Annotated in this window: 21 protein-coding genes and 1 other RNA gene; 4 read left to right on the forward strand and 18 right to left on the reverse strand. The window is 29.7% G+C overall.

The annotated features are described in order from the left end of the window. Positions 1-162 precede the first annotated feature (162 nt). Positions 163-2,640, forward strand: a complete 2,478-nt coding sequence (locus ACY2RX_RS07185) for a M14 family metallopeptidase (protein WP_490103287.1) — start codon at positions 163-165, stop codon at positions 2,638-2,640. A 1-nt stretch (position 2,641) separates the two neighbouring features. Here the strand turns inward: ACY2RX_RS07185 and ACY2RX_RS07190 are convergent, their stop codons facing one another. The 13 genes from ACY2RX_RS07190 to ACY2RX_RS07250 all read right to left on the reverse strand — a co-directional run bounded on the left by ACY2RX_RS07190 (position 2,642) and on the right by ACY2RX_RS07250 (position 15,101). Next, positions 2,642-3,367: a Dph6-related ATP pyrophosphatase gene (locus tag ACY2RX_RS07190; RefSeq protein ID WP_490103288.1), complete on the reverse strand. Its 726-nt coding sequence runs from the start codon at positions 3,365-3,367 to the stop codon at positions 2,642-2,644. 46 nt (positions 3,368-3,413) lie between these two features. Beyond that, positions 3,414-4,766, reverse strand: a complete 1,353-nt coding sequence (gene rimO, locus ACY2RX_RS07195) for a 30S ribosomal protein S12 methylthiotransferase RimO (RefSeq protein ID WP_490103289.1) — start codon at positions 4,764-4,766, stop codon at positions 3,414-3,416. A 55-nt stretch (positions 4,767-4,821) separates the two neighbouring features. After that, positions 4,822-6,462: an amidase family protein gene (locus ACY2RX_RS07200; RefSeq protein WP_490103290.1), complete on the reverse strand. Its 1,641-nt coding sequence runs from the start codon at positions 6,460-6,462 to the stop codon at positions 4,822-4,824. A gap of 263 nt (positions 6,463-6,725) precedes the next feature. Continuing rightward, positions 6,726-7,928: a glycoside hydrolase family 88 protein gene (locus tag ACY2RX_RS07205; RefSeq protein ID WP_490103291.1), complete on the reverse strand. Its 1,203-nt coding sequence runs from the start codon at positions 7,926-7,928 to the stop codon at positions 6,726-6,728. A gap of 913 nt (positions 7,929-8,841) precedes the next feature. Then, on the reverse strand, positions 8,842-9,795 hold the full coding sequence (gene ftsY, locus ACY2RX_RS07210; protein WP_490103292.1) for a signal recognition particle-docking protein FtsY: 954 nt from the start codon (positions 9,793-9,795) through the stop codon (positions 8,842-8,844). 334 nt (positions 9,796-10,129) lie between these two features. Next, positions 10,130-10,282: a DUF4295 domain-containing protein gene (locus tag ACY2RX_RS07215; protein ID WP_490103293.1), complete on the reverse strand. Its 153-nt coding sequence runs from the start codon at positions 10,280-10,282 to the stop codon at positions 10,130-10,132. 52 nt (positions 10,283-10,334) lie between these two features. Beyond that, positions 10,335-10,517, reverse strand: a complete 183-nt coding sequence (gene rpmG / locus ACY2RX_RS07220) for a 50S ribosomal protein L33 (RefSeq protein WP_013868805.1) — start codon at positions 10,515-10,517, stop codon at positions 10,335-10,337. A 92-nt stretch (positions 10,518-10,609) separates the two neighbouring features. After that, the gene (gene rpmB, locus ACY2RX_RS07225) at positions 10,610-10,849 is read right to left on the reverse strand and encodes a 50S ribosomal protein L28 (protein WP_036785598.1); all 240 of its coding nucleotides are present in this window, start codon (positions 10,847-10,849) and stop codon (positions 10,610-10,612) included. An 89-nt stretch (positions 10,850-10,938) separates the two neighbouring features. After that, the gene (locus ACY2RX_RS07230) at positions 10,939-12,180 is read right to left on the reverse strand and encodes a competence/damage-inducible protein A (RefSeq protein WP_490103294.1); all 1,242 of its coding nucleotides are present in this window, start codon (positions 12,178-12,180) and stop codon (positions 10,939-10,941) included. 64 nt (positions 12,181-12,244) lie between these two features. Further along, a complete protein-coding gene (locus ACY2RX_RS07235; RefSeq protein ID WP_490103295.1) occupies positions 12,245-12,562 on the reverse strand; it encodes a hypothetical protein in 318 nt (105 codons plus the stop codon). 10 nt (positions 12,563-12,572) lie between these two features. After that, positions 12,573-13,181, reverse strand: a complete 609-nt coding sequence (locus tag ACY2RX_RS07240; RefSeq protein ID WP_490103296.1) for a fumarylacetoacetate hydrolase family protein — start codon at positions 13,179-13,181, stop codon at positions 12,573-12,575. A 133-nt stretch (positions 13,182-13,314) separates the two neighbouring features. Continuing rightward, the gene (gene purU, locus ACY2RX_RS07245; protein ID WP_490103297.1) at positions 13,315-14,184 is read right to left on the reverse strand and encodes a formyltetrahydrofolate deformylase; all 870 of its coding nucleotides are present in this window, start codon (positions 14,182-14,184) and stop codon (positions 13,315-13,317) included. Between the two features lie 77 nt (positions 14,185-14,261). Then, positions 14,262-15,101, reverse strand: coding sequence for a 1,4-dihydroxy-2-naphthoyl-CoA synthase (locus ACY2RX_RS07250; RefSeq protein WP_490103298.1), 840 nt, complete (start codon positions 15,099-15,101; stop codon positions 14,262-14,264). Positions 15,102-15,168: 67 nt separating this feature from the next. On the opposite strand from ACY2RX_RS07250, the gene ACY2RX_RS07255 reads away from it, so the two are divergent. Further along, positions 15,169-16,326, forward strand: a complete 1,158-nt coding sequence (locus ACY2RX_RS07255) for an alpha/beta hydrolase-fold protein (RefSeq protein WP_490103299.1) — start codon at positions 15,169-15,171, stop codon at positions 16,324-16,326. Between the two features lie 151 nt (positions 16,327-16,477). Here the strand turns inward: ACY2RX_RS07255 and ACY2RX_RS07260 are convergent, their stop codons facing one another. The 5 genes from ACY2RX_RS07260 to ffs all read right to left on the reverse strand — a co-directional run bounded on the left by ACY2RX_RS07260 (position 16,478) and on the right by ffs (position 20,701). Continuing rightward, on the reverse strand, positions 16,478-16,927 hold the full coding sequence (locus ACY2RX_RS07260; protein WP_490103300.1) for a S1 RNA-binding domain-containing protein: 450 nt from the start codon (positions 16,925-16,927) through the stop codon (positions 16,478-16,480). Beyond that, positions 16,927-18,609, reverse strand: a complete 1,683-nt coding sequence (gene menD, locus ACY2RX_RS07265; protein WP_490103301.1) for a 2-succinyl-5-enolpyruvyl-6-hydroxy-3-cyclohexene-1-carboxylic-acid synthase — start codon at positions 18,607-18,609, stop codon at positions 16,927-16,929. Before menD ends, ACY2RX_RS07260 begins: the two co-directional genes overlap by 1 nt. A 96-nt stretch (positions 18,610-18,705) precedes the next feature. Beyond that, positions 18,706-19,359 carry a fructose-6-phosphate aldolase gene (gene fsa, locus ACY2RX_RS07270; RefSeq protein WP_490103302.1) on the reverse strand — a complete coding sequence of 218 codons (654 nt, stop codon included), beginning with the start codon at positions 19,357-19,359 and terminating at the stop codon, positions 18,706-18,708. A gap of 241 nt (positions 19,360-19,600) precedes the next feature. After that, positions 19,601-20,404: an SDR family oxidoreductase gene (locus tag ACY2RX_RS07275; protein WP_490103303.1), complete on the reverse strand. Its 804-nt coding sequence runs from the start codon at positions 20,402-20,404 to the stop codon at positions 19,601-19,603. Between the two features lie 198 nt (positions 20,405-20,602). Further along, positions 20,603-20,701: signal recognition particle sRNA small type (gene ffs / locus ACY2RX_RS07280), an RNA gene on the reverse strand. A gap of 179 nt (positions 20,702-20,880) precedes the next feature. Between ffs and ACY2RX_RS07285 the strand changes: the two genes are divergently transcribed. After that, entirely contained in the window at positions 20,881-21,402 is a 522-nt protein-coding gene (locus tag ACY2RX_RS07285) for a DUF4199 domain-containing protein (protein WP_490103304.1), read from the forward strand. Positions 21,403-21,482: 80 nt separating this feature from the next. Continuing rightward, positions 21,483-22,439 (forward strand): glycosyltransferase family 2 protein, encoded by a 957-nt coding sequence (locus ACY2RX_RS07290; protein WP_490103305.1) that lies wholly within the window; start codon positions 21,483-21,485, stop codon positions 22,437-22,439. Positions 22,440-22,469: the final 30 nt, after the last annotated feature.

Raw genomic sequence — 22,469 nt, forward strand, 5'->3', positions numbered from 1 at the left:
AAACTCATATAGTTTGATTAATTTTTTGATAAAAATACGAATATTTTAAGGCTTTGTCGAGAAGTTAAAATCAATCTAACAAATTTTTAACTTGTTTAACATTCATCAACCTATAAAGAGAGAAAATAATCCTTACTTTTGAAAATAACAACTTCCGCTTTTATGAAATTAAAATTACTTTTTCTTGTTGCAATATTCATATCAACAGGTATTTTTTCACAAAAACTACAATCTCCTTCAGAATTTTTAGGGTACGAAATTGGCTCACGTTTTACAAGACATCACAAAGTTGTAGCCTATTTTAAATATGTTAGCAACACTTTATCGAACGTTAAACTAGAAAAATACGGAGAAACTAACGAGTATAGACCTTTGTATTTAAGCTATATTTCATCACAAAAAAACATTACTAATTTAGAAAATATTAGAAAAAATAATTTATCTCAAACTGGTATTATTTCTGGTAATTTAGATAACAAAATAGCAATTGTTTGGTTGAGTTATAATGTTCACGGAAATGAAGCTTCGAGTACAGAAGCATCAATGTTAACACTTTACGAGCTAGTTATAAAGAAAAAAAATTGGTTAGAAAATACGGTGGTTATTATAGATCCTTGTATAAATCCTGATGGAAGAGACAGATATGTAAACTGGTATCATCAAGTAAAAAGTACGCCTTATAATGTAAATCAAAATGCCAAAGAACATTCTGAACCTTGGCCTTCTGGAAGACCCAATCATTATTTGTTCGATTTAAACAGAGATTGGGCTTGGGTTACGCAAGTAGAATCTGCGCAAAGAATAAAAATGTACAATAAATGGATGCCACATATTCACGTAGATTTTCACGAACAAGGCATTAATAGTCCTTATTATTTTGCGCCAGCTGCAGCGCCATTTCACGAAATAATTTCTGATTGGCAGCGCAATTTTCAGATGGAAATAGGAAAAAACCACGCAAAATATTTTGACAAAGAAGGTTGGTTGTATTTTACTAAAGAAAGTTTCGATTTGTTATATCCAAGTTATGGAGATACATATCCAACTTATATGGGCGCAATTGGTATGACTTATGAACAAGCTGGTCACGGACGCGCAGGTTTAGGAATTAAAACTGATGAAGGTGAAATTTTAACCTTAAAAGATAGAGCCATTCATCATTTAACAACAGGCTTATCTACCGTAGAAATTTCTTCTAACAATGCAGAAAAATTAAATGCTGAATTCAAAAAATTCTTTGATAATAGTAAATTAAAATACAAAAGTTATGTGTTAAAAAATGATAATAAAGACAAAACAAATCGTCTAAAAAAATTATTAGACGCGCACGAAATTCAATACGAAAATGCTAAAAATGGCACTGTAAAGGGTTATGATTATACGACTCAAAAAGACAGAAAAATGAGTGTTTCTTCATCAGATTTAGTTGTACATACACATCAACCAAAAGGAAAAATGGTAAAAGCACTTTTTGAACCTAAAACAAAATTAGCAGATTCTTTAACTTACGATATTACTGCTTGGTCTTTACCTTATGCACACGGATTTAAAGCAATTGCTTCTAAAACCAGAGTAAATTCTTCTAAAAGTAATGCTTCAACAAACATCAATAATTCAATTAATAAAAGTGCATACGCCTACATTTCTAAATGGAATAGTTTAGAGGATGCTACATTTTTAGGAGCATTATTACAAGCCAATATTACCCCTCGTTTTTCTGAAAAACCTTTTTCTGTAGAAGGAAAATCTTATGACAGAGGTAGTTTAATCATTTTAAGAAATGACAACAGAAATAATTCTTTTGATGCAAAATTGATTGAAATTGCGAACAAACACAAAAGAAAATTGAATGCTGTTTCTACAGGATTTGTGAGTTCTGGAGTTGATTTTGGTTCTAATGCAGTAAAACCAATCAACCAACAAAAAATAGCAGTTTTATCTGGCAAAGGAACATCATCTTTAAGTTTTGGTGAAATTTGGCATTTCTTTGAAACGCAATTGCAATACCCAATTACCAATATAAATTCAGATTATTTTGGTAGCATAGACTTTTCTAAATTTGATGTCATAATTCTGCCAAACGGATATTACAGCAGTGTTTTAAACAAATCTACTTTTGATAAATTAAAAAAATGGACTCGTTCTGGAGGAACATTAATTGCTATTGGAAATGCCTTAAATAGTTTTGCAAACACAAAAGGATTTGCGCTAAAAAAGAAAAAATCAAAAAAAGATGTTACAAAAGCTAATTTAACTCCTTATGCAAATTTAGAGCGTAAAAGTGTAGAAAATTTTATAACCGGTAGTATTTTTAAAAGTAAGGTTGATGTAACGCATCCGCTTGCTTTTGGTTATGATAAAGAATATTTTAGTTTAAAATTAGGAACAAATGCTTTTGAATATTTAAAAGACGGAAACAATGTGGTTTATTTTGATGAAAACACTAAAAATGTTTCGGGCTATGCAGGTAGTAAAGCAGTAAAAATGATTCCAAAATCTTTACTTTTTGGCGAAGAAAAAATAGGAAAAGGAAGTGTTATTTATATGACTGAAAATCCGTTATTTAGGTCTTTTTGGGAAAATGGAAAACTCTTTGTTGCCAATGCCGTTTTCTTACTAAATTCGAACAAGCTAAAATAATTTAGAATACATCGCAATACCAAAAACGGGTGTCGTAATTGGCATCCGTTTTTTTTGTTTGATCACAATTATCGTCTTTATCATCACTTAAAGTATAAGAACGTAATACTTTATTTCCTATTGAAAAATCAACAGTATTTTTAAAAATTGGCCCATCAAAAACAAAGGTATGAAACTCACCATTTTCTCCGCAAACATCTACATTGTCAGGTAAATCTTCAATAAATTGTTTATCTATAATTCTTCCAACAAATTCTTTACCTAACAATTTTGCATTTACACAAACTGTAATTGCTTTAAAACCTAAATTTAAAAATTCTTCAAGCAAAGCTCTTGTGTCTTGTTTCCAAAGTGGATACACACCTGTTATAGCAACTTCTTCTAATTTTTTATCTCTATAATTCTTTAAATCTTCTAAAAAAATATCTCCAAAAATTGCGTGTGTATAACTTTTTTTAACGAAAGAAACCATAGACTTTTTCATAATTTCTGAATATAAATCCATAGTAACATCAGCAGGAAATTCTATTGTTTTTAACGGAATACCTATAGATTCTACTTGTTTTTGCAGTAAGTTTTTTCTCAAGCCGTGCATAGAAACTCTATCAAAATCTTTATTTAAAGTAGTTACCAATAAATCTACATTAAAACTTGGGTTTTGTAAAATTTTGTAAAGTGCCAAAGCAGCATCTTTACCAGAACTCCAATTTATATAGGCTTTTTTCATTGTAACAAAGTTGCATAAAAAATCCTGCATTTAGCAGGATTAAATATTATTTTCTTTTTTGATGTAAAGAAACTGGTTTTTCTTGTTTTATAGTTGGCTCTCCATACAAATCGTAATCGCCAGCTTCGTTAATTTTAATATCTATAAATTCTCCTAATTTTATATAATGTTTTGTTGCATCTACAATTACATCATTATCTACATCTGGTGAATCGAATTCTGTACGTCCATAGAAAAACTCGCCATCTTTTCTATCGAACAAACATTTAAAAGTTTTACCAATTTTTTCTTGATTTAATTCCCAAGAAATTTGCGATTGAATTTCCATAATTTCATTCACTCTTTTAAACTTCACTTCTGCAGGCACATCATCTTCTAAAACATAAGCTCCTGTATTTTCTTCGTGCGAATATTCGAAAGCCCCCAAACGTTCAAAACGCATCACCTCTACCCAATCTTTTAGTTCTTGAAACATTTCTTCAGTTTCTCCTGGATAACCAACAATTAACGTAGTTCTAATTGCCATTTCTGGAACAGCTTCTCTAAATTTATGAATTAACGCAGTTGTTTTTTTATGTGTTGTTCCGCGTTTCATAGATTTCAGTAACTCCGTATTGATGTGTTGCAACGGAATATCTAAGTAATTACAAACTTTAGGTTCGCGTTTCATTACTTCTAAAACATCCATAGGAAAACCCGTTGGAAACGCATAATGCAAACGAATCCATTCAATTCCATTAATCTTAACAAGAGCTTCTAATAATTTTGCTAATGCTCTTTTTTTGTAAATATCTAATCCATAATAGGTTAAATCTTGCGCAATTAACATAATTTCTTTGATGCCTTTTTCGGCTAATTTTGTGGCTTCAATAACTATTTCTTCAATGGGAGTTGATTTGTGTTTACCTCGCATCAACGGAATTGCACAAAACGAACAAGGTCTATCGCAACCTTCAGCAATTTTTAAATATGCGTAGTGTTTTGGCGTAGTTGTTAAGCGTTCACCAATTAATTCGTGTTTATAATCTGCTTCTAAAACCTTTAATAAATTAGGTAAATCGTGCGTACCAAAATATTGATCTACATTGGTAATTTCTCTTTCTAAATCTGGTTTATATCGCTCACTTAAACACCCTGAAACAAAAACTTTATCTATTTCTCCTGCTTCTTTACGTTGCGCATAATGTAAAATTGTATCTATACTTTCTTCTTTAGCTTTACCAATAAATCCGCAAGTATTTATAACCACAATATTTCCGTCATCATCTAGATCTTCGTGCACCACATTTTTACCATTGGCTTTTAATTGTCCCATTAAAACCTCACTGTCGTAAACGTTTTTAGAACAACCTAAAGTAACAACGTTAATCTTATTTTTCTTTACTGTTTTTGTACGCATTGTTTCTTATTTAAGCGGATGCAAAAATAGTGGTTTTAATACGATTATAAATTTTCTACTGATAGTTTTTTGGTATCTTTCTGGCTTTGGTTAATTGCTCAAAAGCATAGCCTATTTCTAATAATCTTTTTTCTAAAAATGGTTTTCCAATAAAAGTTAAACTAATAGGTTCTCCAGATTTTTTATAACCCATAGGCACAGTTAATGTTGGATGATTTGTAACTGCTGCAATTGCAGAATGATAATTATTTATAGATAAAATAGCAACTAAATTTTTATCTTCTAATACATTTAATAACTTTTTTCCTTCTAAATTTAACTTACGTTTTACAACTTCTAATTGTGCTAAAGTAGTGGTGTCTTTTACAATTCCTTCAAATAATTGTTGCCCATACGGAGCTCTTAAAAGAGAATCTTTTTTATTAAATTCTATAACATCTTTTACGTTTTTAACAGTTATTGAAGTAGCTGCATTATTTTTTAAATATTTAGGCAAATCATACTTCATATCAATATTAAGCAAAGTTAGAAAACCATTAAATGAAATTTTTGGAGGTATAATTTCAACTATTTCTGCACCAGCATTTTTTATTTTTTCTATTGTAGATTTATAAATAGAATCTGTTAATAAAGGTTTTAAAACGCCAATTCTAGATTTTACAAAATTAAATTTATATTCATTTAACAAGTTAAATTTATAATCTGTTTTTATTGATGCTGCATCACTATTATCTAAACCTAACATGGCTTCTAAAAATATTGCATTATCAATTACATTTTTTGTCATTGGTCCAGGTGTATCTAAAGTTGAAGAAATTGGTACAATACCCGTTCTACTTAACACACCAATGGTTGGTTTTAAACCTACCACAGAATTTTTACTTGAAGGCGAAGTTATTGATCCTGCAGTTTCTGTACCCACTGCTGCAACTGCATAATTTGCTGCTACTGCTACTCCACTTCCTGCTGAGCTTCCTCCTGTTTCAAACACTTTTCTCCCGTAAGGATTTAACGTTTGACCCCCAATTGCAGAATAGCCTAATGGACAACCCGAACAGAAAAAGTATGCCCATTCACTCAAGTTTACTTTTCCTAAAATTAAAGCTCCTTCTTTTTTTAATTGCTGAACAATAAAAGCATCAGATTTTGTATTATTTTTTTCTAGAGCCAAAGCACCGGCTGTAGTTGCCATTTCTTTAGTGTTAATATTATCTTTTAAAAGAATTGGCATTCCGTATATAGAATTTTCAGAGGCGTTATTATTTTTATCTTTTTCTCTAGCTTCCTTTAAAACATTAGGATTTAAAGCAATAATTGCATTTAAAGACTTAGTAGAATCGCTTTCAAACTTTCTAATTCTATACAAATAAAAAAGTACTAGTTTTTCATAAGTCAACTTCTCTTCTTTTATATTTTTCTGAAGTGAAGGAATATTTTGCTCTAAAATTAAAGGTTTTAATTTCTGATATTCTACTTCAGAAAAATTAGCCAAATCGTTTTGAAAAGGCTTAAAAACTGAATTCATATCTAATACTTTAGATTGAATCAATTTAAATTGCATTCTAGGATTTTTTTGATTTTGTTGTGAAGCTAATTCAGCTGTTTCATCATATTTTTTAAAATAATTTTTTTCTACTTCTTTCTTGCAAGAAACTGTAAATAAAACAATAGCAATTATTAAAACTAATTTTCTCATTATATTTAAATTGTAATTCAAATATATGATTTTAAACTTTTGTATATTTTACCATTTAAAAAATAATGTACTATATCTGTTTAAAATCATTGTTTAATTATTAATTTTAAAAACATTAACTTCTTTAGTAAACCATTTATTAAGTAAAAAAACACATACAAAAGATAAGAAAAACAGTACTTTAAACAATAAAAACAAAAATCATATTTAATTAAGAAATTACTTGCTCAATTAAATATGATTTTTGTTTTTATTTAAGTTCTTTATTTTGATTCATTTTCCATTTTAACTTTTCTCATCAAAGCTTCTACATAATAATAATCTGCATATACAAGTGGCGCATCAATTTCTTGATTATGAGGAATACTACCTACACTATGCTTTAATATAAAATTATGATTCTCACCTAATTTTGCTGTATACACATCACTCGCCAAAGATTTAAATACTTTATCTATAAAAGGAGAATAATCATTCTTAGAGTATTTTTTTAATTCTAGTAATGCAGAAATTGTAATTGTTGCTGCAGATACATCTCTTGGTTCGTTTGGTATGTTTGCTGCGTTATAATCCCAATACGGAATTCCATCTTCAGGTGTTATTGGTTGCTCAATAATGTATTTTGCTATTTTTTCTGCTTGTTCTAAATAACGATTATCTTTTGTATAACGATAACAAACTGTGTAGCCATATAAACCCCAAGCTTGTCCACGCGCCCAAGCACTACTATCTGCAAAACCTTGAGCCGTATTTCTATTTCTAACTTCACCTGTTTCTGGGTCATAATCAATTACATGGTATGAACTATTATCTTTACGATAATGATTTTTTAAAGTTGTATTTGCATGCGCAATTGCAACATTTTTATACTTTTCATCTCCAGTTATTTTAGTCAATTCAAATAATAACTCAAGATTCATCATATTATCAATAATAACAGGAAATTTCCAACCTCTTTCAGCTTGCCAACCAGAAGTTACTTCCCAACTTTGAATACATCCAACATTTGGATTAAAACGTGTTAATAAAGAGTTTCCTGCTGTAATGATTACTTCTTTAAATTCTTTGTTGCCTGTTAATCTATATCCATTACCAAAAGAACAATTAAAAATAAATCCTAAATCATGATTAAATGTTTTTAATTTGTGTGATTCAAATTTTGCTTGGAATTTTTCTGCTGCTTCTCTCCAAGCTTCATCTTTTGTATTTTCATATAAATACCAACAAGTTCCTGGAAAAAAACCTTCTGTCCAATCAAACGCTTCACGAGTCCAATGCATTTTATTTTCTGCGGTTACTGTTCTTGGTATTCTATTAAATTCAAGAGCACTTTTTAGCAACAATGCAGTTTGTTTTTCAGAATGAATTAGCTGCTCTTTTGCAAAATTATTTTCTTGCTTTTTTGTGGTTGAATTACAAGAGAATAATAAAGTACAAGATATTATTAAAATTAGATTTTTTATCATTTTAGGTACTATGTATTAAAGTTGATAATTATAGTGAAACAAGACTTTATATTTCTAATAAATATTAAAATTTTGTATTAGCAAATTTAACCTCAAAAAAAAAAACATAATGGGGGTAATAGTTCTAACAAAGGGGAAATTAAGTTCTTTGCGTGTTAAAAACACCCTAAAAATGGAAAAAGTGATTAATAAAGAATTTTTTGAAACCAACTATCCTCGAGGCAGAGCCATAGAGGTATTTTGCTGGTTTCATACTCAATTAAGTTGAGTACAAGCTTTGACCTAAAAAAGGTCAAAAAACAAAATCCTGTATTTAGATTCCCGTTTTCACGGGAATGACAATTTCAACGGAAACCCCGAGGCAGAGCCTCGAGGAATTCTTTTGATGAAAAATAAGAATTTATAATTTTTTTAAGAATGATTTGATGAAAAATGTCTTCTTACTTAAAAAAAGAATTTCCAAAATCATTTATTATTAATTTAATATTAATTCTACCAAAACAGCTACTCATCGTCTAAAAATAAAACTTAAATTTATAAAAAAACAACTCGAAAACGTAATATTCATTATTACAAACGCTTTCAAAAAACACACTAAACATATTATTATGAGTAGTTTAACCAAAACAAAGCTATCTTAATTTATTTGAAATAAAATTATTAAAAAATATAGTCCTATTATTTAAAATTATACTAATTTTGCAGGCTTTTAAAATTTAAATAAAAATATTATGATTCATAAAGAAAGAATACCAACAGAAAGCAAGGTTGGGGTTAAAACAACTAAGTTTAGTAATTCAAACGCTGTTCACTGGAATATGAGAAGAAGATTTAGATAATCTCTTATTTCTACAACTAAAAAACTCCTTTTGCAAATTGTAAAAGGAGTTTTTTATGTTTAAAATTTATATGGCTATTTAAAAAAAGAATCTACAAATTCTATTTTATTAAAAACTTGTAAATCATCTATTCCTTCTCCTACTCCAATATATTTTACAGGAATTTGAAACTGATCTGAAATACCAATTACAACACCACCTTTTGCGGTTCCGTCTAATTTTGTAACCGCTAAAGAAGTTACTTCTGTTGCCAATGTAAATTGCTTTGCTTGTTCAAAAGCATTTTGACCTGTTGACCCATCTAAAACTAATAAAACATCGTGAGGCGAATTGTCTACCACTTTTTGCATTACACGTTTAATTTTTGTCAATTCATTCATTAAATTAACTTTATTGTGTAATCTACCTGCAGTATCTATAATAACCACATCTGCATTTTGTTTTACTGCAGAAGTTAACGTATCAAACGCAACAGATGCAGGATCTGAACCCATTTCTTGACGTACAATTGGTACTTCTGTTCTGTCTGCCCAAACCTGTAATTGATCTATGGCAGCAGCTCTAAATGTATCTGCGGCTCCTAAAACAACTTTTAATCCTTGTTTTTTAAATTGACTGGCTAATTTACCAATAGTGGTTGTTTTACCAACTCCGTTTACACCAACAACCATTATTACGTGTGGTTTGTTATTTTTTGGAACTGTAAATTCGGTTTCGTTACCAAGATTGGTTTCAGAGAGTAAACCCGCAATTTCTTCTCTAAGAATTCTATTTAACTCGTCTGTACCAACATATTTGTCTTTTGCAACTCTGGCTTCTATTCTATCAATAATTTTTAAGGTGGTATCTACTCCAACATCAGAAGCAACTAAAACCTCTTCTAAATTATCTAAAACATCATCGTCTACTTTAGATTTACCAGCAACCGCTTTTGTTAATTTGCCAAAGAAACTTTCTTTAGACTTTTCTAATCCTTTGTCTAAGGTTTCTTTTTTTTCTTTTGAAAATATTTTTTTGAAAAAACTCATATTTCGAGTGGTTAGTTTTTAGTTATTAGTTTTTTAGTTCGCTAAAATTGTACCAAAATAAATAATGGACAACTTGTCTTATGTATTACTAAAGTTTGCAAACAAGCCGCGTTAGGGATTGAAATGGCATCCTTTTTTTATGAAGACTCTTTACCTCTTTTTAATTTTGAAATTGCCACAAAAAATAAAAAACTTTTTTGCAATGACAGCCTAAAAAAAGATATAATGAAAAGCCCGACCTTTAGGTAACGCCCAAAAATACGGAATTCTAAGGCATAAAAAAAAGCTACTTTCTAAAATTAGAAAATAGCTTTTATATTTTATGCAGTAATACTTACTTTTTAGCTAAAAAGTCGTTTACTTTAGAAGGATCCATAATAGATTCTACAAACATATAAGCTCCTGTTTTTGGAGATTTTACCATTTTTATAGCTTTTGTTAATCTTTTTGATCCTGTTTGTAACGATGCTACTGATTTTTTTGCCATTGTCTAAATGTTTTAAATCTATGTGCTCTGTTCTGAGTTCTAGATAATTTAATTATTTAATTTCTTTGTGAACAGTCATTTTCTTTAAGATAGGATTGAATTTTTTAATTTCCATTCTATCTGGAGTGTTCTTCTTGTTCTTAGTTGTAATGTATCTTGATGTACCAGGTTGCCCAGAAGCTTTATGCTCTGTACATTCTAAAATTACCTGAACTCTGTTTCCTTTTTTTGCCATCTCTTTTGGAGTTTAAAAGTTTAAAAGTTTAAAAGTTTAAAAGTTTAAAAGTTTTGCAACTGAAAACCGAAACTGTAAACTGCAACTTATATTTATTTTGTTAAAAATCCGTTAGCTCTTGCTTCTTTTATAACTGCAGAAATACCTTTTCTGTTTATATTTTTTAAAGCTGATGCAGATACTTTTAAAGTAATCCATTTATCTTCTTCTGGAATGTAAAAACGCTTGGTCATTAGATTAGCGTCAAACTTTCTCTTAGTTCTATTTAAAGCGTGAGAAACATTGTTCCCAACCATTGCTTTTTTTCCTGTTAATTCACAAACTCTAGACATCTTTTCGACAGTATTTATAGTGTTATCTCTAAACGAGGTGCAAATCTACAAATAATTACAATATTGAACAAAACTATTTTACAAATTTTTTACAGCAATTCTTTTTGTAAAATCTCTAATGATTTACTCACGGTTCTATTGATAACCTTTTCTCTGGGTTGACCAAAATTAAACTCCTGTACAACCTCCTTATTATCAGCAACTAAGGCAATAAAAACAACTCCCACACTTTTATCGTTATTATCTGTTGTTGGACCAGCATTACCTGTAACTGCTATTGCATAATTGGTTTTTAGTTTTTCTTTTGCTCCTTTTGCCATTTCTAAAGCCACTTCTTTACTAACAACTGTGTGTGTTTTTATGGTTTCTGCTAAAACGCCTAATAAATTTATTTTAGTTTCTGCTGAATAGGTTACAAAACTCCCTTTGTAATATGCTGACGACCCTGCAACAGAAACCAAGGTTGAGGCTATTTTTCCGCCAGTTAAACTCTCTGCTGTACAAATGGTTTTGTTGTTTTTCTTTAACAACTTACCTACTCTTTTCTCTAGAGAACTATCATCATCTAAACCTGTAATAATATCTGGTATTAATTGATAAAGAGTAGCCACTTTTTTATTCAACTCGTTTTCTAATATTTCTTTATTTTCGCCTTTGGCGGATAAACGCAAACGCACTCTACCAAAAGAGGGCAAATAGGCTAACTTTATATAATGTGGTAAATTATTTTCGAAATCTTCAATACGTTCTGCAATGGTACTTTCTCCTTGTCCATAAGTCATAATGGTTTTATGAATGATAAATGGCAGTTTAAATTGCTTTTGAATTCTTGGTAAAACTTCAGAAGTCATTAATCCTTTCATTTCATAAGGAACTCCTGGAAGTGACACAAAAACAGTGTTATTTTCATAAAACCACATTCCGGGTGCTGTACCAAATTGATTCATTAACAACGTTGCTTTTGATGGTAATTGCGCTTGATACCTTTGAATTTCTCTGAATGGATGGTTAATTTTTTTGAATAATTTTTTAATATGCGTTATAACTTCTGGATATTCAATTAATTGATTATCATTGAAAAATTGAGCTATTGTTTTTTTTGTGATATCGTCTTTTGTGGATCCTAATCCGCCAGTAATAATTACAATATCTACTCTTTCTTGTGCTTCTTTTAAAGCATTTAAAATATGTTGTTGATCATCTTGTATAGACGTAATCTGATATACAGAAACGCCAATCTTGTTTAATTGCTGACCTATAAATTGTGAATTGGTATCTACAATTTGTCCTATTAAAATCTCGTCTCCAATGGTTATTATTTCTGCGTTCATATTTTATAAAGTTGCAAAGTAAAAATTAGTTACAAAGCTGCAAAGTTTACTTTACGACTTCATTTTATTTATTTCCAATTCTATCAATTTCTTTTTTATCTACCTTCTTTTTTCTACTCCAAATAAAACTTAACAATTGAAACAAAAAGAAAACACTTAATAAACCTATTAAAAAAGATTTTAATGAAATTACCGAAACATCAATACTATTAATTTCATCAGCTTTAAAAAATCTTAAGTATAAAGGATACATAAAAACTCCCGTAAAAAAAGTTCCTATACCTAGCAAACCAAACAACCATTTACTTCTATGATGATTTTCAGCTAATCTATAAAAATAAAACCCTACATAAAACATAAAAATATAGCCTAATGCATTCATAAATAATACATTATTTCACTCTGACATTAAAAGATTCATTGCTATCAAGAATTCCTTTTAAAGCATCATTTTCTGCAACTTTACCAACGCCAGCAGGAGTTCCTGTAAAAATGACATCTCCTTTTTTTAGGGTAAAATATTGCGAAACATAGGCAATTAATTCATCAATTTTCCACAACATTGCATTGGTGTTTCCATCTTGAACGATTTCATTATTTTTATATAATTGAAACTTCAAATTTTCTAAATCAAAGTTTTCCTTTGGATAAAACTCTCCAATAACTGCACTACCATCAAAGGCTTTTGCTTTTTCCCAAGGCAATCCTTTTTCTTTACATTTGGCTTGTACATCTCTGGCAGTAAAATCGATTCCTAAACCAATTTCGTCATAATATTTGTGAGCAAATTTTGCATCTATATATTTACCCACTTTATTTATTTTAATCAAGATTTCCACTTCATAGTGAACATCATCAGAAAAAGGCGGAATAAAAAATGGATTTTTTTTAGGCAAAATTGCAGAATCTGGCTTTAAAAAAACAACAGGGTTTTTTGGTTTTTCGTTTGCCAGTTCTTGGATATGTTTTGCGTAATTGCGCCCAATACAGATTATTTTCATAAGTCCCTTTTAGTTTCCCCAAAGGGGAAAAACACTCATACTACAATATTTATTAAATAAATTATAAGTACTAATTATAACTTCATTTTTTCACCCAAGAGCTTCTTCCCTTTGGGAAGATTAAGATGGACTTTTATTCTCCTGCTTCAGGAAAAACAATGGCTCTATTTCCTGAAACAATAATTTGATTGTTCAAATGACATTTTACTGCTCTTGCTAAAACCAATTTTTCGATATCTGCTCCAATTCTTTTTAAAGTTGTTGGTGTACTTTCGTGTGTTACAGGTTTTACATCTTGTTCAATAATTGGACCTTCGTCTAAATCTTCTGTTGCATAATGTGCAGTTGCTCCTATTAACTTTACACCTCTTTCGTAGGCTCTTTTATAAGGGTTTGCTCCTTGAAAAGCAGGCAAAAAAGAATGATGTATATTAATAATTCTCTTTGGATAATGATTGATAAAATCAGAAGATAAAATCTGCATATATCTTGCCATAATCACCAAATCTATTTCATTAGAATTTAACAAATTGATAACTTGTAACTCTTGTTCTAATTTGGTTTCTTTTGTTACTGGTAAATGATAAAAAGGAACCTCAAACATTTCTGCAATCGGTCTTAATTTATTGTGATTACTAATAACCATTTTTACATTGCAATCTAAACGTTCTTCTTTATAACGCTCTAACAAATCGTATAAATTATGACTTGTATGCGATACCATAATTGCTACATTTTGCTTTTTATCTCCGTAATTTACAGACCAATCAAACTGTAAAGGTGCTGCCAATTTTAAAAAGCTATTTTCTAATTCTTGTTTAGAAATATTTGTACCATCAGCATTTAAACGAACACGCATAAAATAAGTGTCTTCAATAGAATTTACATATTGCTGACAACTTAAAATATTGAATCCTTTTTCATAAAAAAAACTGGTTATTTTTGCCACCAATCCTTTTTGATCTGGACATTTTATTAAAAAAGTTACTACTTGTGATTTCATTTTAAATAATTATGAATTATAAATTTTAAATTACGAAATATCTATTCGTAATTCATAATTGTAAACTTGCTAATTGATTATGGTATCCATTTTTTAGGAAAGTTTGGTTTTCTTTTTTCTAAAAACGCATCTCTTCCTTCTTTGGCTTCATCAGTCATATAGGCCAATCTTGTTGCTTCTCCTGCAAAAACTTGTTGCCCAACCATTCCATCATCAGTTAAATTCATAGCAAATTTTAGCATTTTAATTGAAGTTGGTGATTTTGCTAAAATCTCTTGTGCCCATTCATAAGCTGTATCTTCTAACTCTTTGTGCGGAATTACAGCATTTACCATTCCCATTTCATAAGCTTCTTGTGCAGAGTAATTTCTTCCTAAAAAGAAAATTTCTCTTGCTTTTTTCTGACCCACCATTTTAGCTAAATAAGCAGAACCATAACCACCATCAAAACTGGTTACATCAGCATCTGTTTGTTTAAAAATGGCGTGTTCTTTAGATGCTAATGTTAAATCGCAAACCACGTGTAAACTATGACCACCACCAACCGCCCAACCAGGAACCACAGCAATTACAGCTTTTGGCATAAAACGAATTAAACGTTGCACTTCTAAAATATTTAAACGATGATAACCATCATCACCCACATAACCTTGATGTCCTCGCGCTTTTTGATCGCCACCAGAACAGAAAGAATAAACTCCATCTTTTGTACTGGGTCCTTCAGCAGAAAGTAGCACAACTCCTATTGATGTATCTTCACCTGCATCATAAAAAGCATCATACAATTCTGAGGTTGTTTTTGGGCGAAAAGCATTTCTAACATTAGGTCTGTTAAATGCTATTCTTGCAACTCCATTTGCTTTTTTATAAGTAATATCTTCATACACTTTAGCTGTTTTCCAATCGGGTTGTATCATATTTTTGTATTTTAGGCGTTCTTGAAGAAGAACAAAATAATTGTTACAAAAATAAAGATTATAATTTATGTTAAAGAAAACGTGCTTACTAATATTTACACTTTTTTACTTTAGTGGATTTTCTCAAAAAATTATCAATAAAAATATTGAATCAGAAATATTAGAAACTACCAGAAATCTTAAAATTTATTTGCCTCAAGGATATGAAAAAGATAGTATTAAAAATTATCCTTTAGCGGTAGTTTTTGATGCAGAATACTTGTTTGATACCTATGTAGGAAATTCAGTTTTATTTGCTGCAAAAGATAAGGCTCCTAAACAAATTGTGGTTGGAATTTCTATGAAAAAAACTAGAAAAAAAGACACATATTTTAATATTAACAATGGTAGTTTAACTGCAAATAACTCTGCCTTTTATCAATTTGTAAGAGATGAAGTAATTTTTTATATGGAAAGCAACTTTAGAACTTCTCCTTTTATTTCTTTAGTTGGCGAAGGAACTTCTGCCAAATTAATTACACATTTTTTAAACGAACCTAAGCCTTTTATCAACTCTTATATTTGTATCAATCCTACTTTTTCGGATTTTGTTGGTCAAAATTTTCAGGTTTTTAATTTAGAAAAGTTTCAAAAAGAGGATAATACCTTTTACTTATACATAAACAATTCTACTTCTTTTTCTAGCAAAAAACAAACAAAAATTGGGCAATTGCAAGTTGGTTTATCATCGCTAGAAATTAAAAATTTTAATGTTGTTAATGATACAATTATTACAACAAGTAGCATTTCTGCTATGAGTGAAGCTATTCCTAGAGCTATGACAAAAGTGTTCGAAATTTACTCTGCTATCTCAAAAGATGAATATGAAAAAAATGTAAAAGATTTATCTCCTGTTGATGCCATTGCCTATTTAGAAAATAAATATTTAGAAATTGAATTTCTTTTTGGTAGCAATTTAGGAATTAGAGAACGTGATATTTATGCCGTAGAAAAAATCATTATCGAAAAAGAAAACGGAGATCATTTAAGAGATTTTGGTAAAATGATTTTAAAACTATTCCCTTTATCTCCTTTAGGTGATTATTATATTGGAAGATATTATGAGGAAGGTAAAAACATTAAAAAAGCATTAAAATATTATAAAATTGGATATGGAAAAATGGATCCTTCTGACCCAAATTCTGATGCTTTTTATGAAAATATTTTAAGACTTGGAGGACAGTAATTGTTAGTTGTTAGTTGTTAGTTGTTAGTTGTTAGTTGTTAGCAAAAATGAAAACTTTTCCACTTTCTAACTTTGAAACTTTGAAACTAATTAACAATACAAAATTTCCAGCCTTTTACTGCCTACTAAACACTGACAACTGAATACTAATTTACACCAACTCTATTCTATCTTCTTTAATAACAATAAGCTTTTGTTTGTATAGATTTCCAACGGCTTTTTTAAACGCTTTCTTACTCATTTTTAGATGAAAACGAATAGCATCTGGAGAACTTTTATCGGTTAATAATAAAAAACCTTCTCTACTTTTTTTTAGTTTTTCTAATACTTTTTCTACATCAGCATCAATAACATTTCTAAAACCTTGCGGACGAAGAGAAACATCTATTTTACCGTCTTCACGAATTTTTTTCACATAACCAACAACTTCCATATTTTCTTCTAAATCCTGAAAAACTTCACTTCTAAAAAGCAAACCATCATATTCTTCATTTATTAAAACAGTGTATCCTAAACCTGTTTCCGTTTCAATTATCAATTGTACTTTTTCTCCTTCTTTTAAATTGATATCTCCTTCTTGATAATCTTCTTGTGAATCCATTACTGTATGTATTTAAAATATGTGGTTAAAATTACATCATTTTCTTCACTTGGTGTGAAGATTTCTAAAATCTTTGGTTTTTCTGATGTTTTATAAAAATCTACCAATTGTGCTTTTACAGTTGCTGTAGAAGCTGCTTTACAATACTCAAAATCATACATTTTAGCCAAATGTTCCGCAGTTAAATTATGTGGAGTTTCAAAATATTTTGTTGCATTTGTTGATTTTGGTCCTGGAATAATTTTAAAAATACCTCCACCAGAATTGTTAATTAAGATAATTCTAAAATTAGCAAGAATATTGTTATTCCACAATGCGTTAGAATCGTAAAAAAAACTTAAATCGCCCGTAATAAAAACGGTCTGATTTTTACTTGCAAAAGCTGCGCCAATTGCGGTAGATGTGCTTCCATCAATTCCGCTTGCCCCTCTATTACAAAACACACGTAATGAGTCTTTTAAAGTAAATAGTTGTGCGTATCTAATGATTGAGCTATTACTTATTTGCAATTGATTATTCTCAGGAACACTCTCTAAAATTTGCTCAAAAACTTTAAAATCTGAATGTATTGCTTTTGATAAATATTCAGCGTGTTTTACTCTTTTTTTATCACGAATTTGCAACCATTTTGGTTGATAATTACTTTCTTTTTTATCGATGATTTTATTAAACTTAGAAAAGAAATCTACAGGTTTTGCTTGTATAAATTCTGATAAACAGAAAAACGTATTGGTCGCTTTTTTTTCATCAATATTCCAGTGATGTTTGGGTGGATACTTTCTTAAAAATTGTTTTATTTTTTTAGAAACAATCATTCCTCCAAATGTTATTAAAACATCTGGTTGCAACTCTTTAAATTGATCATCTTTCAAAGAAAAAATTAATTGATCTATAGAATTTATTGCTTTGTTATGATATAAATTTGAAGTGGTTTCTGTAAGAATTAATACAGAATTATCTTCTGCATATAAATCTATTAATTTATTTAATTCAGCATCTGGATAATTTACCCCCACTAAAATCATTTTCTTTTCGGCTATATTCCAAATAGAACTTAATTTTTGACAATCCGTTTTGTCATTACGAGGAGTTTTCGACGAAGTAATCTCTTTAAAATAGTGCTTCACTTTATTGGTAATAACACTATCCATTTTATCAACCGTTTCATACAAAGGCTCATCAAACGGAACGTTTATATGAACAGGACCTTTCTGCAAAACAGCTAATTGCAAAGTTTTACTAACTAATTTTAAATTTTGATTTTTAAATTTTGAACCTTCTGTTAAATTGGCCGAAAATAAAATGTGATTTTCAAATACATTTTCTTGACGAATAGTTTGCCCATCACCAATATCTATAAAGTGTTTGGGTCTATCCGCAGAAATTACCACTAACGGAATATTACTGTAAAAAGCTTCTGCAATTGCAGGATAATAATTTAACAAAGCAGAACCAGATGTACACAAAATTGCGACTGGTTTTTGCTTTTGTTGCGCAATTCCTAAAGCAAAAAAAGCAGCACAACGCTCATCTACCACACTTAAAGTTTTAATTTCTGGATGATTAGAAAAACCAACCGTAAGTGGCGCATTTCGCGAACCTGGAGAAATAACAACTGAGTCAATATTAAATTGATGACAAGCTGATATTACCAATTGAGCGAGTTCTTTTTTAGGATACATTTTTTAAATCTTTTTTAAGATTTAAAAAGTTATTAGTTATTAGTTATTAGTTATTAGTGAGCCACTGAAAACTGAAAACTGAAAACTGAAAACTTTCTAGTTTCCTTTTTTATAATCTGCTAAAAACTTAGCCAAACCTATATCTGTTAAAGGATGTTTTAACAAACCTTCTATGGCACTTAAAGGTCCTGTCATTACATCAGAACCTAATTTTGCACAATCAATAATATGCATTGTATGACGTACAGAAGCTGCTAAAATTTGAGTTCCAAAACCATAATTATCATAAATCTGACGAATCTCTGCAATTAAGTTTAAACCATCTGTAGAAATATCGTCTAAACGCCCAATAAATGGCGATACATAAGTTGCTCCTGCTTTTGCTGCCAATAAAGCTTGACCCGCAGAAAACACTAAGGTTACATTCGTTTTTATTCCTTTCGACGAAAAGTATTTACACGCTTTTACGCCGTCTTTTATCATTGGTAATTTTACCACAATCTGCGGATTTAAAGCAGCCAAAGCTTCACCTTCTTTTACCATTCCTTCAAAATCAGTAGCAATAACTTCTGCAGAAACATCGCCATCAACCAACTCGCAAATTGCTTTGTAATGATTAATAATATTTGCTTCTCCGGTAATTCCTTCTTTTGCCATTAAAGACGGATTTGTAGTTACCCCATCTAAAATTCCTAATGCTTGCGCTTCTTTAATTTGGGCTAAATTTGCTGTGTCTATAAAAAATTTCATTTGTACTTATTTACGTGTCATTTTTATTTATTTGGGCATTCCCTAAAGGTCGGGCTTTTCGCACTCGCTTTTTGTTCATTCTTCACAAAAGAGCTCAAACAAATGCTACAATCCCTAATGCAAAGATAGTTACTACTTATAATATTTTAGCAGTAACAAAAACTATTTTTCTATCATTTATAAACAATACTAAAAAAGACCTCAGAGGTTTTAAAAACCTCTGAGGTCTCGTAAATATTATTTACAACTTATAATAATTCATTAATAATTTTTCGTACATTTTATCTGGCAAAATTCTTTTTAAAATTATAGAGAATTTTTCCATAAATCCGCCCACTTTATAATGAATTTTAGGATGCTTCGTATTAATTATTTTATGAACCGCTTTTGCCATTTCAATAGGATGCATTCCTCCATCAACGTGTGCGTCCATTAAGTCTAAATTTGCTTGATAATTTTCTTTATACGCGGAATTTTCGAAAACAGGTGTATGATATCTTCCTGCAGCAATATTAGTTGCAAAATCTCCAGGAGCAACATTTACAACGTTAATTCCAAAATTCTTCACTTCCATTCTTGTGGCTTCTGTAATTAATTCTAAAGCACCTTTTGTAGCAGAATACAATCCTCTAAAAGGCAAACCCATATAACCTGCAATAGAAGTTACATTTATAATTGTACCTGAATTTTGTTTACGCATTTGTGGTAAAACAGCTTTCATTACATCAATTGCACCAAAAAGATTTGTGTTAAAAACAGCACGCATTTCATCAGTTGGCGTGTCTTCAATAGGTCCTGTAATTCCCATTCCTGCATTATTTACAAGTACATCTAATTTTCCTTCTTTATCAATAATAAAATTAATGGCTTCTTTAATGGTATCAACTTTTAAAACATCTAAAGCAATCAATTGAAAAGAAAAATCTTTTACATTTTTAGGATTTCTACTGGTACCGTAAACTTTATAACCTTTTTCGTTTAAAAAAGTAGCAATTGATTTTCCAATTCCAGAAGAAGCACCAGTAATTAAAACAACTTTAGACATTGACTATTAAAAAATTGAAAGATTAAAATATTCAAGAATTAAATTTTTCAATAAAGTTTTATTTAATCTTTGAGTTCAAATGCAAATATCATAAAAGTAAATGAAGAAAACTAAAAAAAGAAAATCAAAGTAAATTTAAAAGAAATGCTTTTTTTGAAATCCTTTCTATCGGAAAGGGTTTAGGATTAGGAGCATAAAAAATGGCAAGCTATCTACATCACACTGCTACAACCTAATACCTTTGCTGCGTTCCCGCCCTGGAGGATTCAAAGGGAGCTAGTTGTGTAGGACTTGCCGCTGCAAATTTACAACAGATTTTTATTTAAACAATTAAAAAAAGATGAAATTTTGTGTAACAAATTCAACACCCTGAATACTAATATATTGTTTTGATAGTTGATAAACTTTTTTCAAAAATAAAAACTATCAAAAATGAAATGAATATATTTGTATTACTAACTAAATTTTAAAACACAATGGAAGATAAAGTAAATAGTAAAGGTCTTATTTTAAACTACGGATTGTATTTAGGTATAATTGGTGTAGTTGTACACGTAGCATTATGGGCTTCAGGTAAGTTAATTGATTTAAACTGGGTGAACACTGTAGTTTGGTTAATAGCTTTAACCGCATTTTTAGTAATGGGTATTAACAAATACAAAGAACAAACTGGTGGATTTATTTCTTGGGGACAAGGATTAAAAATCGGAATGGGAATTGCTATGATTAGTGCTGTAATTACAGTTATTTATACACTTTTATTTACCAATGTTATAGATCCAGAATTTCAACAACAAGCTATGGAAGTTCAACAACAAACTTGGTTAGATTCAGGAATGACTGAAGAGCAAGTAGAAACTTTTACAGAATCTGCTAAAACTTTTCAAAGTCCAGCCATTATAACTGCTCTAGTTTTAGGTGTTTTTGCATTTTTAGGATTTATTGTTTCTGCTATTACTGCTGCAGTAATGAAAAAATCGGACGAAGAACAATATTAAGAATAGTTTAAAGTTTTAAAAGAAAGGTTTAAAAGTTTTCCTTACTACTTTTACAACTTGCAACAATACAACTAAAATATATGGATATTTCGGTAGTAATACCACTTTTAAACGAAGAAGCTTCTTTACAAGAATTATACGATTGGATTGCAAAAGTTATGCAATCCAATCGTTATTTATATGAAATTATTTTTATTGATGATGGCAGCACAGATACTTCTTGGAAAGTAATTGAACAATTATCTGAAAAACATACTGAAGTAAAAGGAATTCGTTTTCAAAAAAATTATGGTAAATCGCAGGCTTTAGACGCTGGTTTCGAATTGGCAAAAGGACGGGTAGTAATTACTATGGATGCTGATTTACAAGACAATCCTGAAGAAATTCCAGATTTATACAGTTTAATTGTTGATGAAGATTTCGACTTAATATCTGGCTGGAAAAAGAAACGTTATGACAACGTTATCACAAAAAATATTCCATCAAAATTATTTAACGCGGCTGCAAGGAAAACATCAGGATTAAAATTACACGATTTTAACTGCGGATTAAAAGCTTATAAAAACGAAGTCATAAAAGCTGTAAAAGTTAGCGGAGAAATGCACAGATACATTCCTGTTTTAGCTAAAAACGAAGGTTTTCATAAAATTGGCGAAAAAATTGTACAACACCAAGCTAGAAAATATGGCGAAACCAAATTTGGTATGGATAGGTTTATAAATGGTTTTCTTGATTTAATTACCATTTCATTTTTATCAAAATTTGGTAAAAGGCCTATGCACTTTTTTGGTCTTTGGGGCACTTTAATGTTCTTATTCGGAACAACTTTAGCATTTTACATTGGTGCTTATAAACTCTACAAGGTTTACAACGGTATTAAAACCATTTTAGTGACTAACAATCCTTGGTTTTATATTGCTTTAACATCTATGGTTTTAGGAACTTTACTTTTTTTAGCAGGTTTTATTGGCGAACTCATAATAAAAACTAAAAATGATGAAAAACACTATACCATTAAAGAAAAACTAAATTTCTAAACGTATATTTGTCTTTTTATTTATACAACT

It is taken from the genome of Polaribacter sp. 2405UD43-2, from assembly GCF_058147125.1.